Source organism: Pseudoalteromonas sp. SR44-8 (assembly GCF_014163635.1).
Taxonomy (GTDB): Bacteria; Pseudomonadota; Gammaproteobacteria; order Enterobacterales; family Alteromonadaceae; genus Pseudoalteromonas; species Pseudoalteromonas rhizosphaerae.
This window is the reverse complement of record NZ_JACJDS010000011.1, coordinates 1-17,081: the sequence shown is the minus strand read 5'-3', so window position 1 is coordinate 17,081 and position 17,081 is coordinate 1. Positions and strand designations below refer to the sequence as shown.

Here is a 17,081-nt window from a genome sequence, read left to right as displayed (position 1 = left end):
CTATAAATTAAAAAAGCCTTGGTGTTTTACGCCAAGGCTTTTATGCTTATTGCCATGCTGACATCGATACAAAAAAACCTACAACAACAAATTGAGCACGCTATTAATCATAGCAAGCTTAATGACGCGCACTTATTACTGATCAGTAATATTAAAAACACACCAGATGATCACTTTAGCTATTTTTTGCTAGCGCAAGTAAATGTTGCAGCAAATGATATAAGCAAAGCAAATAAACTCTTAAACAAAGCGATTAGTATTACGCCCCTACCTTTATATTTTGCTCACTCAGCCAAATTTGCCGTACTGCGCGGGCAGCTGTTAGATGCGCAGCAATATATAACTGAAGCAATAAAACATCCATATTATGAAGTTATTGAATGCGATTTAATTGCTAATGTACTGACTCGTTTAGGCCATTATCCACTGGCGCTCGAGTGGCAATTACGGGCCTATCAACAAGCCCCTAACAATCCGCAAATAAGTTATAACTTAGCTGTGGCCTATAAAATCATGGGGCAATTGAATGATGCTATACAGCTACTGCGTACACTTACAGAGTTACATCCGCAGCATTTTCAAGCTCACTACTCGCTCGCTGAACTTAACAATAACAAGCAGGCTAAGCAGCATTTACAACAGCTGTTAACTTTAACCGAATACGCTAAAACGCCGATGCAGCAACAATTTCTGCACCATGCGATTGCACTCAATCACGAGCACTGCGCTGATTATAAACAAGCCTTTGCCCACATTACTACAAGTAAGCAAGCGATCTGTCAGCATGTAAAATATGATGCGCAAGCTCACAAAGCATTTTGCCAGCAACTAATAACCTTAAGTCACGGGTATACGCCGCCCTTAAGCGACAGCGATTTTACCCCGATATTTATTGTTGGTATGCCGCGCTCAGGGACTACTTTGCTAGAAAAAATAATGAATCAATCAGATTTGGTGCAAGGTGTTGGTGAACTCAATGATATTGCCCAGGTTTGCCAAGGTAATAATGCTCAGCCATTAAATAGCGTGGTGCTCAATGACGCATATAAAAATGCTGCGTTAATGGCGAAGTTGAGTCAGTATAAACAGCGTATTAGTCAACTAGTAGCAGCACAGCTACGCAGCTGCGACAAACAGCCATTTAATTTTTACTATATCGATTTAATTTTAGCGGCTTTCCCGAAGGCTAAAATCATTTGCATGCAACGAGGCCGAAAAGCTAGCTGTATAGCTAATTACCGCCAACTGTACAGCCCAGCCAGTGCGTTTCATCACTATAGCTATAACCTGCAAGACATCGATAGTTTTTATCAAGATTACAGCTCTTTGATAAATCATTTTGCAGCAAAACACCCGGATAATGTGATGATTATGCAATACGAAACATTAGTATCAGAGCCAATCACAAGCACGCAGCTGCTCTATGATTTTTGTGATTTACCTTGGCAAGTTAAGTGTCTGGATTTTCATAAGCAACATAGCCCGTCGGCAACAGCAAGCAAAGTACAAGTACGCCAGCCTCTCAATAATAAAGCCATTGATTACTGGCAGCACTACGGATTTGCGTTTAACGCGAAGGACAAGGACCCGTTTCGATAGGTAGTTCGTCTCGGCCGCCCCACTCACTCCATGAGCCGTCATAAACATGCAGATTTTCATATCCGCACTCATCGGCAAATAACGCCAAGATGCATGCAGTAACGCCGGAGCCACAACTAAATTGCAAGGTAGTTTGCAGATCTGCTTGATCGCCAAGTACAGCCTCGAAAGCAGCTTTAATATCAGCGAATGGTTTTGCTTCGCCATCATCCAATAATTCAACAAAAGGTAAAGCGCGGCTATTTGGAATATGGCCGCTGCGCATCCCAGCTCTCGGCTCTGCCATTTCACCTAAATAACGCTGATAACCTCGTGCATCAAGTAGTACGGTATGTTCATCATCTATGCCCTGAAAGACTGCAGCAGCATCAATAAAGTAACCAACTCGCGGTTTGGCAACAAAGTTACCTTTATGATAATGGCGGCTATATTCAATTTGAGTTAAATAACCCAACGACTGCCACTTAGCAAGGCCACCACCGAGTACTTTGACATTATCAAAGCCCATGGCTTTAAACATCCACCAACCTCTTGCAGCACTAAATAAGCCTTGGTCTTCGTAGATGATAACTAAGGAATCTTTATCAACCCCCATTAACTGCATCTGCTGAGTAAATTGCTCCGCACTGCACATGGTATGCGGTAGCGGATTGTCTTGATCGGCTAATTGCTTTTTAAAGTCAAAACGCTGCGCATTAGGTAACTTAGCTTCTGGTTTATACTCTCCCAGCTTACCTGGACGCACCATACCGGCATCAAAAATAATCAGCTTGGGGTCGTTTAAGTGCTCGTTCAACCACTGGCAAGTTACGATGTTTTTCATTGTTATCCTTTACTTCATTAATTTGCTGAGAAAAAACATCCAATCCTAACAAACGTTTTTCAACAGCATCAGCATGTTCTTTTGAGCAATCTTGCCACCTTCCTTGGACACTGTAAACATGCTTTAAATAATTGAAAAATTGATTTCTAAGTTGAGCATTGAATTGCCAACCTTGGTTCATTTGCGATATTTTTTCACTTAACTCCTCATTATTGCGCGCATGTAAAACCAATTCATCAATGTTATAGCAAGCCTGCCCAAGCGTAATAACACGGCGCCCTAACAATAACGCCTCTAGTCCGACGGTAGAATTAATCGTGATCACGGCCTGTGCATTTTCTATTAAATCAGCCGTCACATTGCCGTTGGCAAATACTGCCTGAGGGTGCTTTTTATATAAATGAGAATAATGTTTATGCCAAGAGGGGTGTTCTTTAAATACCACTTTTAACTCTGGATCATTTAGTTTTTCAATCGCTGTCATTACTTCTGTAAATAACATCTCCATTGAATTAATCCAGGGCGAATAACAAACGATTTGCGTATCATGGGGAACCTGAAAAGGCACGAAAATATACCTTGGCGGTAACTTACTCTGTAAAAATGCTTTACGTTTTTTGTGATTTGATCGAGGCATTAACGCTAAAGCGCTTAAATCAGATGCATATGATGATTCAAAATTAAGGTAAAAATTTCGATCACGCTTAATTGCAGATGCAAAGTTAACACCTTTAGGATCTAAACAGCTAGTATTTGGCAGCAAGCCATTTTCATAATAAAAAACGTTAATTTCTAGCTTTTTCGCCGCTTTTACTACTGTGATATTAGGCAGTTTATGACCATTCCAAATAACCAGATGTGTTGGTTTTTCCCGAGTAAGTAACGCCAAATACTTAGCGTAGCGACAACGCTCGACAAAATTGAGTAGAAGGTAATAAGGTAAGATTAACAAGTAACTATGCCAAATAGCATGCTTTGCTTGTTTACGCTTTATCTGAGTAGCTATTATATCGTCAAAAGACGCTTTAAATGCCTCCGGTAAGTACTTTAATGCACGCAGTATTGGCTTACCAAAAATATGTAAACTAGCACTTAAATTTAGTTGAGTGATTAACTTTTTATAGTAGCGAGCATGTACATTGCGACGAGATACGAATAAAAAGTGCATAGGGTGCTTATACCAATTTTAATATTTGATATAAATACTAAGCCGTAATAATGACTTATTTATGAATGAAGCGTTACAATACTTTATTAGCTACTTAAAAGACGCAGATCACATAGATTTATTTTACTGTAGTAAAATTGTATTATAGGCGGTAAAACTTAATAAATAAGATGGCGTTATCTAATTCTTCTGCCACATATTGAATTACCAATTAAAAGTCTAAAAGCGACCCATTATGCCTAAACATTACCTGCTTTATGTAGAACAACCTTACAGCTTTGCTATTTTACGCCCAATTCAAGATGCAATTAGAGCAAATGGAGATAAAGCCTGCTGGTTTATTACAAAAAGAAGTGGAATTGCCAACGGCTTGTTAGAAGGAGAGCAACAACTTAAAAATATTGAAGATGTCAAAAACTTTAATCCCTGCGCAGTGTTCGTACCTGGAAATGTAGTCCCAGATTTTTTCCCCGGTGTGAAAGTGCAAGTTTTTCATGGCTTAGAATATAAAAAGAAAGGTCATTTTGCGATTCGAGGTTTTTTTGATTTGTACTGTACTCACGGTCCTCTTACAACGGAACCATTTACACGCTTAGCAGAAAAACACCGTTATTTTAGAGTTATAGAAACTGGCTGGCCGAAACTTGATCCTTATTTTAATTACGAAAAAAGACAAAATGAGAAGCCCGCTATCTTATATGCGCCAACATTTTCGCCAAATTTATCTTCTCTCGAGATTTTATTTGAGCAAATAAAATCACTTGCAAGTAGTGGTGATTACGATATAAAACTGAAGTTTCATCCAAAAACTAAACCTCAGTGGCAAAAGCTTTATCAGACTCTGGCTGAAATGGAACATTTTGAAATTTGCCAAAACGATAACTTAATCCCATTAATTCAACACGCTGATGTGGTTATTTCAGATACATCAAGTGCCGTCGATGAATCATTATTATTAGGCAAACCCGTTATCACCTTTAACAATAGCCAACCTCAAGATGCTTTAATTAATATCACAGCTGCAGAGCAATTAACTAACGCGCTAGAGCAAGCATTATCTTTCAGCGATGAGCAGCAACTGAAAATTAACCAGTATATAACTCAAGTACATCCTTTTACTGATGGAAACAGCGCTCAACGCATACTAGCAGCAACTGCACAGATTATTGAGACCGGAGTTATGCAAAAGCCGCTTAATCTACTGCGCAGATACAAAATCCGTAAAGCGCTAAACTATATGAAATTAAAGTAATTAAATCGAAGGTGGGCAAGCCCCACCTTACAACATTTATTGCGATAATGGATTACGTACCACTTCAATAATTTCAGTGGTTGAAATTGATGGGGTTCGAATAAGGTATTTAACATCACACAAGCTTTTAAATTCATCAAAACGTCCAGCCCAATCATCCCCCATTACTAATAAGTCAGCATTATGTTCAGTAATGTACTCACCTTTAAGCTCTAATTATTGCTCAATAAACATCTCATCAACGCAATGAACTGATTATTCTCACTCTATCTGCTTCACTGTAAACTGGATTACGACCTTTTTTGACATATTAAGAGCACCTGAAAGCACACCTGCAATTAAGTAATCAGCCGGTGCTTTCGCTCGCTCTAATATATTGATATTGCCAACATGGAAAATATCAAACGTCCCAAAAGTTATTACTCGCCTCATTTATTCTCTTCTAAATAGTTAGCAATGCGCTCAGCAGATAAGCCATCCATTTTACCAGCGAGCAACTTAATAAGCCTCGCCCTATTTTCTTTGAAAACGTCACTCTCGTAACTAGATTGATTAATCATATTGGCGAGATCTTGATAATGCTTAGCAGGGTAACAAATTTCATTAAAATAATGAATATCATCATCCAAACGCCCTTTCAAACGAAATGAAAAAATACCACGGTAACTCCAGCGTAATTTATAGAAGTCACACCATATAACGGGTTTATCTAGTGCAGCAAATTCAAAAATAGCTGACGATGCGTCTGAAAGCATAATATCGGCAACCGCAATAAATGGTGTTAAATCAAATTGATTTTCATCCGCAATATAAACATTTGTGTGTTTTTTCCAATTAGCTAATTTAAAGCGTTGTTTTTTATAACGTGGTTTTGTAAGCGTAAAAAAGTGTGGTTTTATAATTATATTATAATCTGCAAAGTCATCCGCAAAATGGTCGCTCATACACTCAATTGAACTTGGATAAAATGTAGGCGCATATAGCAATGTTCTTTTATTAGGATCCAGACCGAGCTTTTCCAGTGATATTTTTTCAACACTGTAGTCAAATAGAGGATCTAACTTCGCATAACCTGAGTCAATAAAAGTACCGTTAGGATAAAGGCTTTGTAATCGATTTTTCCGATGTACCCCTTCAACAAACCTTACAGTCATTCCTGCATTTGATACATCGTAGTAGCACTGTTTGGGGCCAATTCCGTGTTGCATCAGTGCTGTTTTTTTATTTAACTTTTCGCTTTGTGGAAATGCATTACCAAATATAATCCAATCAACTTCACTTTTTTGGTAAAAAGCAAAAGCCTGACTGGTATCATTTAGCCAAACTGCTGATAGCCGATTGTCTGCAATAAACTTATTGCAAACAGAAATTAGTTTCGCATCCTGCGATTTATAAAAAATCAATACACATTTATGCCCTTTTTTGGTCAGCTTTTTTATAACTGGTAAGTATTGAGGGATATAATAAATATGCAAAACATCAAAATACACGAACATAATTTACATTAATTTAACCAAAAACAAATGCCATTGTACAGAAACCATAATTTTATTTCAGCCTAAACTATCATAACAACGACTATTTTTGCTTAAATCTTAATAATCTCGGTTCTCAGTGGTGCCATTTTCGCGAGTATTTTATTTTGCACTGTATGACTAATATTTTGTTCATTCATGGCATTAATTAACAAATCAACCACATGATTAAAGTCACCCTCCGTGATGTGCATGCCAGTATGAATATCAACCATACTATCACGCGTATATTCACAGGGCCCATCAGTTAGTACACACAAATGATTAATAAAGCCTTCACGGAAATGGCTAATATTTGCATGCTCAAAGTAATGAATAATTTGTTCGTCATTACCGATTTGATTAATGAAACTATCAACCAGTCTTTGTAGCCCTGCTTGACCACCAAGTTGCTGATACAACGTTAGATTTGAAGCCGATGAACAACCTGCTAAGCTGGCTATTAACACTATCGTTGTTAGTATTTTTCCCATTACCAATATCCTGTTACCGATAAGTACCAACCGGTTTGGTCTTTTGCCCCAGCAATACTACCTAAATCAAGGTATGCTGCAGTGACACTTACGTATTTATTTGGTATCCAAGCAACAAACACATCTTGCCAATCTTGCTCACCCAATCCGAGATTATTTGATTTTTGACGATACTCTATTCCAACAGCAACTTCTCGACTAAGAAAAATGGCAGTACTACCTTCAAATAATAGTTTTTCATTGCTATTCGCCCCACCGTATCCGAGTAAGCCAAGCTGATTTGCTTCACTATAACGCGTGGTAACATTCCAAAACCAGTTATAACCTGCAATGGCCCCTAAATGTAGCTTGCTTGCAGCAAGGTAAATATCCGTACCGGAGGTATCCTTAGCCCCTACTAACATAGCGACTGCGCCATCATCAAGTGATTTATGTTGTACTCCCAAGGTAACTTGAGGCCAGTCACTATAAACAATATCACCATAGAGCCTAACCTTAACACCGCTGATTTCTTGTTCTATCTCGGTATTTAGCGCCGGCACAGCAAAGTTTTGCTGTGCATAGCTAAGCTCAACGCGATTAAATAAGTTAACTTGTGCACCGCATACATCTAAGCTGTAATCGGTAACATCGGCCCGACTACAAAAGCCATTAATAGAAAACTCATCCTCGCTGGCATAACCCGCAAGCTGCGCCCAAGGCACGATACCACCACCACCACTACCTTCTACTTGCGATACTCCTGGCGTTGCTAGCAGCTTGCCTTTTGAGGCAAAAGTATTAAATGCAGATAATGCGATAACAGTTAAACATAATAATTTAAGCTTTTTCATTATACTGCTCCAACCATTGCTCAAACACGTCTGCTTTGAGTGGACGACTTAGATAATACCCTTGCACATGATCACACTGCATTTTTTGTAGCAGCTCTAGCGACTCTAATGTTTCAACCCCTTCGGCTACCACAGAGAAGCCAAGCTGATGACCTAAGGTAATCGTAGATTCAACAATAAACTGATCTTTTTCAGATTTATCTAGTTTAAGAATGAAACACTTATCTAACTTCAGCTCGTCAATAGGTAACATTTTCAGGCGCCCTAGCGATGTTTGCCCAACCCCATAATCATCAAGAGAAATTTTGACACCGATTGCTTTCAAGTTTTCCAACGCTTGAATACCTTTTTCTTCATTTTCAATCATATCGCGCTCTGTTAATTCAATCGTGATAAGCGCAGGTGCAACTGAAAACTGTTTTAATGTACGAATTAAATTGGAGTGAAAGCCGGGATAAGCGATATCTTGGGCTGAAACATTAATTGCAGCTTGCATATAAATGCCTTGCTGTTGCCAAAGTCCGACCTGTGCTATTACTGTTTTTACCACCCAACCGGTAAGGTCAACAATTAATCCCGATTGTTCAGCTAGGTCAATAAATAGCTCCGGCGATACCCAACTACCATCCTTGCGTTGCCAACGAATAAGCGATTCCACTTTATTGATTTGTTGTGTAGCGATATGTAATTTAGGCTGATAGGTCATAAACAATTGACCATCGTCATCATTAATCGCTTGCTTGAGCTCATCGATCATAATGAGCCTATCAAGATGCGCTTCATCCTCTCCAGGCAGGTAATAATGAATATTTTCATGAGCACTTGCGGCACTATCCACAGCAATCAAGACCCGACGCATTAAATCATCCGCTTGTAACCCTTGTGAAGGATACTCCACCACACCAGCACTAAAACGTAAATTGATTTTAAGCTTTTGAATAGTATAACCAGCTTGTAACTGCGCCATTAACCCGACTATGCCACTTTTAAGATTACGCCCTGCACTACTAGGAAAAGCGGTTAAAAATTCATCACCACCAATACGTGCATGTAAACCACCAAACTCATCTGAAAACTCAGCAATACGTAAAGCCACAGCTTTTAAGCAGTCATCGCCAATACGAGCTCCTAGCTTATCGTTAATATGCCTAAGACCACGAATATCGATTGCCACTAAGGTGTATTCTTGGTTTTGTTCAAGATTTTCGCTCAACACTTCCAGCATTGCAGAACGATTATAAAAACCAGTTAAAGAATCATGCTTTGCGGCAAAGCTAATTTGTTGTTCACGCTCTTGGATATCATTACCCATGTTCTTAAAAGCATCAATTAATGTAGCTATTTCATTGCTTTGGTTTTTACTCATCGCATCAACACTGTAGTTTCCTCGCGCAAACTGCCGCGCTAAACTCGCCAACTGTGATAACGGCATGGTTAAGTTTTTGGCCAATAAACTACTGGTAATAACGCCGATAAAAATCGTTAAAGACGCAAGAATGACTAACGTGTAAAACAATCTCTCAAATTCACTGTAACTCTGCGTTAGATCAGCACTAAGCAATACATTAACGGGATGATCGTCAAGTGAAGGCAAATGTACATCGCGATTGCGATATACCAATTGTTCACCAAAAATACGTTTTGTGGTGGAATTATGAAAATACTCGTTTGGAATAAATGGGCTTGGACGCTCTAACAAAGAGCTTTTAACCAAATTATCGCTTTTAGCTATAAAGCTTACATCCATACCTGTTAAGTTTTTTAGTTCAACCGCAACCTCATCATCAATTTTAAAACCTACTAAACTGTAGGCGATAGTACGCGGGGCTTTAACTGGTAGTAAAATGACTTGATACAATTGTTCGTGTAGCACTACAAAACTAGATTGCTCGGTATTATTGAGCAACTCATTCATTAATTCTTGTAAGTTATTATTAAAATCTTGCTGTTTATTAGTAGAAATTAACTTTCCTGACAGATCTAGAAGCAGCATTAAATCAGCATTGATTCGCTGACTATGATTATACAATGCGCTACTAATGGTATTTGCATCTTTGGTAGCAACCGCTTGTTTAAAGCCAAAATCAGCAGTCAGTACTTTTGCAGCTGTGAGCAATAAACTTTCTTTTGACGCTAGGTACTGCTTATAGACATTTTCAGCCACATTAATATCTTGGGTGACCTTTTTTTCATTAAATTGACTCGTCGACCACCAAAAACTAAATAAGCTCACAACAGTAGTTAATAACACTAAGCCTACACATAAAACAGTTATGCGATTTTTTAAACTATTAGTCATTCCCACCCTTAAACTTACTACCAAAAGTATTACGTGGCTTAGGCTCAGTTGTTTGCAGTGTCACTTGTAAACTATGAGGTGAATTTACAGCTAACGTTAAAGGCTGTTTTGCTTCGAGTGCGTTCTTTTGTAAAGCATGCCAAATAGTTAGCTGTACTGGCAAATTTAGGCCACTTAGTTGCACATTCCCATGCTCATCACTTTGATAAACATCAGCGCTTTTCGCAACATAAATATACCCTAGCATAGAATCATGGATATTACAGCCAAGCACCACAACCCCTTGATTTTCAAATTTAATCGGAGCTTCTGGTTGTCCAGAATATAACTTTAACTGAAATGGTTTAGCTTCCGAGAAAGAATATACATGGTGGCGAATATTATCGCTATTAGGAAAGTTCACTTGCTGCCCTTGGTGAGCAATCAAAAGCGTTGGTGAAAACTGCTTATCTACTTGATCCATTATCAGTACAGGTAACTGTTGCGATAATGTTTTATTGCTTTCGCTAGCAATTTCTATCACTGCATTGGTGAGAGGCTGCCCATATTGATCAACGATGTTGAGCGTAACATCTTGCGCATAAACATCGCATGCAAGCACCATAGCGAAAACTGTCATGATGCTTTTTGTTGCCATTACTTGCAGTCTCATTTGGTCATCCCCTGTTGTGCGAACACTAACATATGAGTATCTCTAATTAATCTTAGGTTAAGTTAATTAGAGACTGACTCTAAATGCAAGAATAAAAGCCCAGTAACTATAAATAATAGCAAAACTCTAAGCTTTTAAAATGGTGCAAGTTGATTACTAGTAATTAAGCATTAGAAATTAAACCATATTGCCCGTCTAAAATGGCAATTACTTCACTACGCGGATCTGTTGGAATTAAAATATCACGACCCACAATTTTGCTAGCGATACCTACATAAGTATCAGAAACAGCTAACATAACCGACTCAGGTAAAATGTAATCTTTTGCTAGTTGCTCACGTTCAAGCATGCGATCTTTATTCAATAACACATCACTATCAGGCACATTATTAATTAACAATTGGCGGAACCCTTCTTTAGAGTTCTCAACAATTTTACCATCACGATACGCAGCACCATCCCAAATTCTTGATGAATCAGGCGTCCCAACTTCATCGATATAGATTAGTTTATCTGTACCATCAATATCTTCTACATAGCCAAACTCAAATTTTGTATCGACAAAGATTTGATCTAGTTTACCTAGCTCAGCACTAATTAAAGCAAAACCCTCAACAAGTAATTTCTCGTATTGAGCAACATCATCTTCGGACTTAAAATTAAACACACTCAAGTTCTTAGTTATGTTTTCACGGGTAATATTGACATCATCCACCGCAGGAATATCTGCAACGCCAGTAATAATACCTTTTGTTGATGGCGTAATTAACACATCGTCTAACTTTTGATTAGCCGTTAAGCCTTCAGGTAATTCTAATCCACAGAAATTACGTACACCTTTACTGTAATCACGCCACATGCTGCCCGTAATGTACTGACGAGCAATTGCTTCTACTTTTACTGTACTGGCTTTACGTACAATCCACACATACGGATGCGGAATATCAACAATGTGATTCCCTGCAAGGCCTGCCTGATCAAATAACTTAAACCAATGAGCAGCAACTGTGTTTAATGCGACCCCTTTACCTGGCACGCCATTTAAACCATTTTCGCCCTGCCATATACAATCAAATGCAGAGATACGATCAGAAATAACCATAATAGCCAGTTCTGTACCCTTTGGCACTTGGTAACCTTTGTCACTGATCAAACGCGCGCTGTCTTCGTCTGTTAACCAATAAACTGAACGTACTTTGCCACTGTGAACTGGGCCCTTTGTGCGTATTGGTAAGTCATCGTTTACGTCTAAAACTTTATAGCTAGTCATGCTATCTCCGAGTATATGGCACGCCCTGTAAGGGCGATCGTATGGGTATGGGGTTATAAGCCGCTAATAATAATCGAGACCGGGGGAAATCACAATTAAAGCACTATGTGATTTAACGCAGTTTAGTTGGTATTTTATTATACACGTTATAAGATAACATCAAAATCCAGTAGTAATTTACGTGATGATTAATATACAGCAGCTAAGTTTTAAATGGCAAAAACAACAAGTCAAACCCACTTTAGCAATTGCAACACTTAGCATTGCTAAAGGTGAACATGTGTTTTTACATGGCCCTAGCGGCTGTGGTAAATCCACTTTATTGTCGTTACTTGCAGGTATTAACCGTCCTACATCAGGCCAATTGAGTATTTTAGGTTGTGAACTGGGTCAATTAAGTAAAAGTAAATGCGATAAGTTTCGCGCTGAGCATATTGGGTATATCTTTCAAAATTTTAATCTACTTCCTTACCTATCACCGATTGATAATGTCACATTAGGTTGCCAATTTTCAAAACCACGGCAAAAAAAAGCATTAATTAATAGTCCAACCCTTAATCAAGAGGCCTCAAGGCTATTAAATGCACTGGGCTTAGACGAGCAATTACACCAACAAAATGTGGCTAGCTTGAGTATTGGTCAGCAACAGCGAGTCGCGGCGGCGCGCGCTTTTATTGGCAGCCCCGAATTGATAATTGCCGATGAACCAACGTCTGCTCTTGATGCAAACAATCGCCAGTCTTTTATCAACTTACTTTTTACACAAGCAAACGAAGCGAATAGCACCTTACTTTTTGTTAGCCATGATACCAGCTTACAACCACTTTTTAATCGCAACATTGATTTACTGTCGCTACAGGAGCAAGGTAAATGATCCTCTTAAAACTTGCTATTAGTAGCTTATATAATCGCCGCGCTAGTGCATTCTTAACTCTGTTTACTATTGCTGTTAGTGTCATGTTATTGCTGAGTATTGAGCGAGTACGGGTTGATGCCAAAAGTAGTTTTAGTAATACCATTTCTGGTACTGATCTAATTGTTGGCGCTCGTACCGGAGATATACAGCTGTTATTGTCTTCGGTTTTTCGCATCGGTCATGCTAATAATGGCGTTAGCTGGCAAAGCTACCAATATATAAAACAGCAACGCGGCGTCAACTGGACCATTCCGCTATCACTAGGAGATAGCCATAAAGGCCAAGCGGTACTGGGCACCTCCGCTGATTATTTTCAACATTATAAATTTGCTAAAAAGCAGCAGCTTAGGTTTAGCCAAGGCCGCGCCTTCGCCCATTTAAATGAGGTCGTACTGGGCGCGCAGGTAGCAGCCAAGCTAGGCTATTCGCTGGGTGATAGTATCGTTATTTCACACGGTATGGGTAATACCAGCTTTCATCATCATGATGATAATCCTTTCACTGTGGTTGGCATTTTAGATGCGACAGGCACGCCAGTTGATAAAACCCTACATATTCCATTAGCGGCTATTGAACTGATCCACAGCGGTAACCACACCAGCCATGAACATGAACATGAACATGAACAGCATGATGATCTAACAGGCGAACCTAAGCAAATCACCGCGTTTTTAGTGGGTTTTGATTCTCCGCTTTATACGTTACAAGTTAGGCGCAATATTAATCAGTACAAACCTGAAGCGTTGCTTGCCATCATGCCTGGTGTAACTTTGCGTGAGCTATGGGAAATGCTGACAATTGTTGAAAAAATCTTGTTACTGTTTTCTGTCGTAGTGGTACTCGTGAGCCTGCTAGGCATGCTAACGACCCTATTGGCCAGCCTTAACCAACGCCGCCGCGAATTGGCCATTTTACGCTCGGTCGGTGCGCGTCCTTGGCATTTATTCACATTGATCAGCATAGAATCACTACTGATAACCTTTTTAGGTTGCCTAGTAGGTTGTGGGTTATTTTATTTATTAATGTCTCTTGCCACAGGTTACTTGCAAAGTAATGCCGGCATCACAATCACCATTGCGATGCTATCGAGCTATGAACTGGTATTGATCGGCGCTATTATGGCGGCCGGCTTTATAGTTGGTTTGATACCAGCCACCCGCGCCTATTTTTACTCATTGTCTGATGGCATGAGCATTAAAATTTAAGAGGAATATCATGCAGTACTTTCAAAAGCTCAGTTTGCTTTGCTTAGTTATTTTTAGTTTTGGTTATAATTTTAGTAGTTATGCCAATGAACCAAAAGAAATTTTTTGGGAAGATTTAATTCCTAAGGGACATGTACAAATAGATACTCAAGATCAAGCTAGCCATGAAGGTACAGAGCAAAATTGGGTGCAACCTGATCTAGATGCACCAATTGTTAAGGAACTCAATGGCCAATCAGTCAGCTTACCTGGGTTTGTAGTACCTCTTGAAGGTGACAGCGAAATGATTACTGAGTTTTTATTAGTGCCTTACTTTGGTGCTTGCATCCACGTGCCACCACCACCACCGAATCAAATTGTTCATGTGACAATTAAAGGCGGCGTGCCAATTGAAAGTTTGTACGATGCCATAGTCGTTACCGGCGTCATCAGCACTGAAACCTGGAGTGGCGACATTGCACAAGTGGGCTATAAAATGACAGCCGTCGGCGTTGCACCGTTTGAGCTGTAACTCAGATACATACCTCAGGCGTGTTGTTCCCAGTGCTGCAAATAGCAGCTCTCAAGTGCAACATGCCTTAACTTATTTTTGGCATTGACTACAGTACACTGTACTACGTTGCCCTAAACGAATTTCTGTTAATGCTTTCTTACATACCATACATGGCTCACCTTTGCGGCCATAAACTAATAACTGTTGTGCAAAGTAACCTGGTTTACCATCACTTTGGGCAAAGTCTTTTAATGTCGTGCCACCTTGAGTGATAGCCGCAGCCAAAGTATCTTTAATAATAGGGATTAATTGCTGATAGCGCGCTTGTGATACTTTTCCTGCTTCACGTTTTGGATGAATACCGGCCTTAAAAAGAGACTCGTTAGCGTAAATATTACCCACACCAACCACCACAGCGTTATCCATAATAAATTGTTTGATTGGCACTTTCTTATTTCGTGACTGCTCATATACGCGCTTAGCAGTAAATTCATCAGTGAGTGGCTCAGGGCCCAGTTTGCTCAGTAAGCTATGACATTCTCCGGGCGCTTGCCATAAACAACAACCAAATCGGCGTGGGTCATTTAGTCTCAATGCTTTACCGTTGGCAAATATAAACTCGATATGATCATGCTTTTTTAATGGCTCATTTTGTTCAACAACTCGTAAATTACCCGACATACCTAAATGCAAAATAATGCTGCCCAGTTCACACTCAAGTAGCAAATACTTTGCCCTACGCTCAACAGCTAAAACAGCTAAGTTAGCGATTTTGTACACATCATCCGGCACAGGCCAACGCATATTCGGATTATGAATATTCACCTTTGTAACTGTTTGCTGCAAAATATGTGGGGTGATCCCCATTCGGCTAACTTCAACCTCTGGTAATTCAGGCATACTATTTAGGCTCACTTTGTGAAAAATTAAAACTAGGGAATAAACGCTGCGCAGTTGCTTTATCAAGTGATAACACGCGCTGGTTGCTTTTATCTAATAAATAATAGCCTTGTGGTGCGCTATATAATTGATACAACCAAGGAAGTTGCTCGCCTGCCAACCATACGGTTGCTACAGTCAAAGCTGAGGTATTGTGGAATGCTTGCTGATTATCAGCGACCGACAATTGCATGCTCTGCCATTCATTTACTAATGCCACAAGGTTTGCTGTTGTCGCTTGCCAAAAACTAGCAGGTGCATTATTGATTAATGCAGTGGCGCGCCAAGAAGTGCCTATGCGCTCTATTTTTTGATCGGGAAACTCTAGAGCTAAAATAAAGTTTTGCGCTGGCAATACACTTTGCACACTAGATTGTTCTGAACCACTGTTGAGTTTTGTATGTAATCCATTAAAAAAGAAAATCATCAACAGCATGGAAAAAATAACCACATTATTCCAGCCCCTGCGACCTAACTGCATTTGAGTTCTTCCTAAAAGATTCAATTAGTTAAAGTGTAACCAAAAACATATAAAAATGGCAGTTGAATTTTTTAACTACTGTTAAGACTGAATATTACAAAAAATCACCAACGCGAATGTGTCAAAGTTAAATTACTTTGCTAAAATACGGCAAAATTTAAGGAGTTCCGTCATGTCAATGTATGTAGTGGGTCATAAAATCCCAGATTCAGATTCTATTTGTGGTGCAATCGCACTCGCATATTTGAAAAACCAAATCGAAGAACCAGCAATTCCAACTCGTCTTGGTGAAATATCACCTGAAACGCAGTTTATTCTTGATAAATTCGGCTTTGAAGCACCAGAGCTAAAATTAAGTTATGCCGGTGAAGATGTTTACATCGTTGACCATACCGAAAAAACGCAAGCACCTGATGATATCGATCAAGCTCGCGTTGTTGGCGTTGTTGATCACCATAAACTAGGCGATTTAACCAGCTCTACACCTCTTGAATGCTGGATCCGCCCTGTTGGCTGCTCAAACACGATCATTAAAATGATGTATGACTTCTACAATGTTGAAATTCCAAAAGACATTGCAGGCATCATGATGTGTGCAATTTTAAGTGATACGGTTATTTTCAAATCACCAACCTGCACCACAGCTGATATTAAATGTGTTGAAGCGCTTGCTGAAATTGCCGGCATCGAGGACTTTAAAGAATTAGGCATGGATATGTTCCGTGTTAAGTCAGCGGTTGAGAATACTCCAGCGCGTGATTTAGTAATGCGTGATTTTAAAGACTTCAACATGAACGGTAAACTAGTTGGTATTGGTCAATTAGAAGTTATCGATCTAGCGGTATTTGATGATATTAAAGCAGACCTTGAAGCTGATATTGCTAAGCTTAAAGAAGAAGGTGGACGCCACTCGGTATTCTTATTACTTACCGACATCATGAAAGAAGGCTCACAAATGCTGATCGTATCTGACGATGCAACACTAGTTGAAAGTGCTTATGGTGTAACGCCCAAAGACGGAAAAGTATGGCTAGACGGCGTACTGAGCCGTAAAAAGCAAGTAGTACCACCACTGCAAGATGCATTTTCAAAGCTTTAACGTGCTAGGTGCTAGGTGCTAAGTGCTAAGTGCTAGGTGCTAGG

General features: G+C 39.4%; 16 protein-coding genes and 1 pseudogene. 6 read left to right on the top strand and 11 right to left on the bottom strand.

From position 1 onward, the window contains the following. Positions 1–54 precede the first annotated feature (54 nt). Entirely contained in the window at positions 55–1,599 is a 1,545-nt protein-coding gene (locus H5183_RS07065; protein ID WP_259397126.1) for a tetratricopeptide repeat-containing sulfotransferase family protein, read from the top strand. Here H5183_RS07065 and H5183_RS07060 read toward each other — a convergent pair. Further along, positions 1,568–2,422 (bottom strand): sulfurtransferase, encoded by an 855-nt coding sequence (locus H5183_RS07060; RefSeq protein WP_182731307.1) that lies wholly within the window; start codon positions 2,420–2,422, stop codon positions 1,568–1,570. The genes H5183_RS07065 and H5183_RS07060 overlap by 32 nt on opposite strands. Further along, positions 2,355–3,590, bottom strand: coding sequence for a capsular biosynthesis protein (locus tag H5183_RS07055; protein WP_145234728.1), 1,236 nt, complete (start codon positions 3,588–3,590; stop codon positions 2,355–2,357). Before H5183_RS07055 ends, H5183_RS07060 begins: the two co-directional genes overlap by 68 nt. Before the next feature lie 235 nt (positions 3,591–3,825). Here H5183_RS07055 and H5183_RS07050 point away from each other — a divergent pair, with 235 nt between their 5' ends. Further along, the gene (locus H5183_RS07050; RefSeq protein WP_182731306.1) at positions 3,826–4,842 is read left to right on the top strand and encodes a CDP-glycerol glycerophosphotransferase family protein; all 1,017 of its coding nucleotides are present in this window, start codon (positions 3,826–3,828) and stop codon (positions 4,840–4,842) included. 36 nt (positions 4,843–4,878) lie between these two features. Here the strand turns inward: H5183_RS07050 and H5183_RS07045 are convergent. From H5183_RS07045 to H5183_RS07015, 7 genes and pseudogenes are all read right to left on the bottom strand, one after another. Beyond that, a pseudogene (locus H5183_RS07045) lies at positions 4,879–5,274 on the bottom strand (adenylyltransferase/cytidyltransferase family protein). Beyond that, the gene (locus H5183_RS07040) at positions 5,271–6,245 is read right to left on the bottom strand and encodes a CDP-glycerol glycerophosphotransferase family protein (protein ID WP_310736422.1); all 975 of its coding nucleotides are present in this window, start codon (positions 6,243–6,245) and stop codon (positions 5,271–5,273) included. The pseudogene H5183_RS07045 and the gene H5183_RS07040 overlap by 4 nt, the downstream one beginning before the upstream one ends. Before the next feature lie 185 nt (positions 6,246–6,430). Then, positions 6,431–6,850, bottom strand: a complete 420-nt coding sequence (locus H5183_RS07035; protein ID WP_145234724.1) for a group 1 truncated hemoglobin — start codon at positions 6,848–6,850, stop codon at positions 6,431–6,433. Next, entirely contained in the window at positions 6,850–7,683 is an 834-nt protein-coding gene (locus H5183_RS07030; RefSeq protein WP_182731305.1) for a DUF3034 family protein, read from the bottom strand. The genes H5183_RS07035 and H5183_RS07030 overlap by 1 nt, the downstream gene beginning before the upstream one ends. Beyond that, on the bottom strand, positions 7,670–9,982 hold the full coding sequence (locus tag H5183_RS07025; RefSeq protein ID WP_182731304.1) for an EAL domain-containing protein: 2,313 nt from the start codon (positions 9,980–9,982) through the stop codon (positions 7,670–7,672). The genes H5183_RS07030 and H5183_RS07025 overlap by 14 nt, the downstream gene beginning before the upstream one ends. After that, positions 9,975–10,634 carry a methylamine utilization protein gene (locus tag H5183_RS07020; protein ID WP_182731303.1) on the bottom strand — a complete coding sequence of 220 codons (660 nt, stop codon included), beginning with the start codon at positions 10,632–10,634 and terminating at the stop codon, positions 9,975–9,977. Before H5183_RS07020 ends, H5183_RS07025 begins: the two co-directional genes overlap by 8 nt. Positions 10,635–10,797: 163 nt before the next feature. After that, the gene (locus H5183_RS07015) at positions 10,798–11,904 is read right to left on the bottom strand and encodes a phosphoribosylaminoimidazolesuccinocarboxamide synthase (RefSeq protein WP_182731302.1); all 1,107 of its coding nucleotides are present in this window, start codon (positions 11,902–11,904) and stop codon (positions 10,798–10,800) included. Positions 11,905–12,088: 184 nt separating this feature from the next. Between H5183_RS07015 and H5183_RS07010 the strand changes: the two genes are divergently transcribed. The 3 genes from H5183_RS07010 to H5183_RS07000 are packed head-to-tail and all read left to right on the top strand — an operon-like array spanning position 12,089 to position 14,536. After that, entirely contained in the window at positions 12,089–12,778 is a 690-nt protein-coding gene (locus tag H5183_RS07010) for an ABC transporter ATP-binding protein (protein WP_149983162.1), read from the top strand. Continuing rightward, complete coding sequence (locus H5183_RS07005; RefSeq protein ID WP_182731301.1) at positions 12,775–14,025, top strand: ABC transporter permease; 1,251 nt, start codon at positions 12,775–12,777, stop codon at positions 14,023–14,025. Before H5183_RS07010 ends, H5183_RS07005 begins: the two co-directional genes overlap by 4 nt. A gap of 10 nt (positions 14,026–14,035) precedes the next feature. After that, entirely contained in the window at positions 14,036–14,536 is a 501-nt protein-coding gene (locus H5183_RS07000; protein ID WP_182731300.1) for a DUF3299 domain-containing protein, read from the top strand. A 72-nt stretch (positions 14,537–14,608) separates the two neighbouring features. On the opposite strand, the gene mutM is transcribed toward H5183_RS07000, so the two are convergent. Together mutM and H5183_RS06990 are read right to left on the bottom strand one after the other, a co-directional pair. Beyond that, positions 14,609–15,418: a bifunctional DNA-formamidopyrimidine glycosylase/DNA-(apurinic or apyrimidinic site) lyase gene (gene mutM, locus H5183_RS06995; RefSeq protein WP_145234708.1), complete on the bottom strand. Its 810-nt coding sequence runs from the start codon at positions 15,416–15,418 to the stop codon at positions 14,609–14,611. Position 15,419: 1 nt separating this feature from the next. Beyond that, positions 15,420–15,938: a hypothetical protein gene (locus tag H5183_RS06990; RefSeq protein ID WP_145234706.1), complete on the bottom strand. Its 519-nt coding sequence runs from the start codon at positions 15,936–15,938 to the stop codon at positions 15,420–15,422. A 172-nt stretch (positions 15,939–16,110) separates the two neighbouring features. Here H5183_RS06990 and H5183_RS06985 point away from each other — a divergent pair, with 172 nt between their 5' ends. After that, positions 16,111–17,037, top strand: coding sequence for a manganese-dependent inorganic pyrophosphatase (locus H5183_RS06985; RefSeq protein WP_182731299.1), 927 nt, complete (start codon positions 16,111–16,113; stop codon positions 17,035–17,037). Positions 17,038–17,081 lie beyond the last annotated feature (44 nt).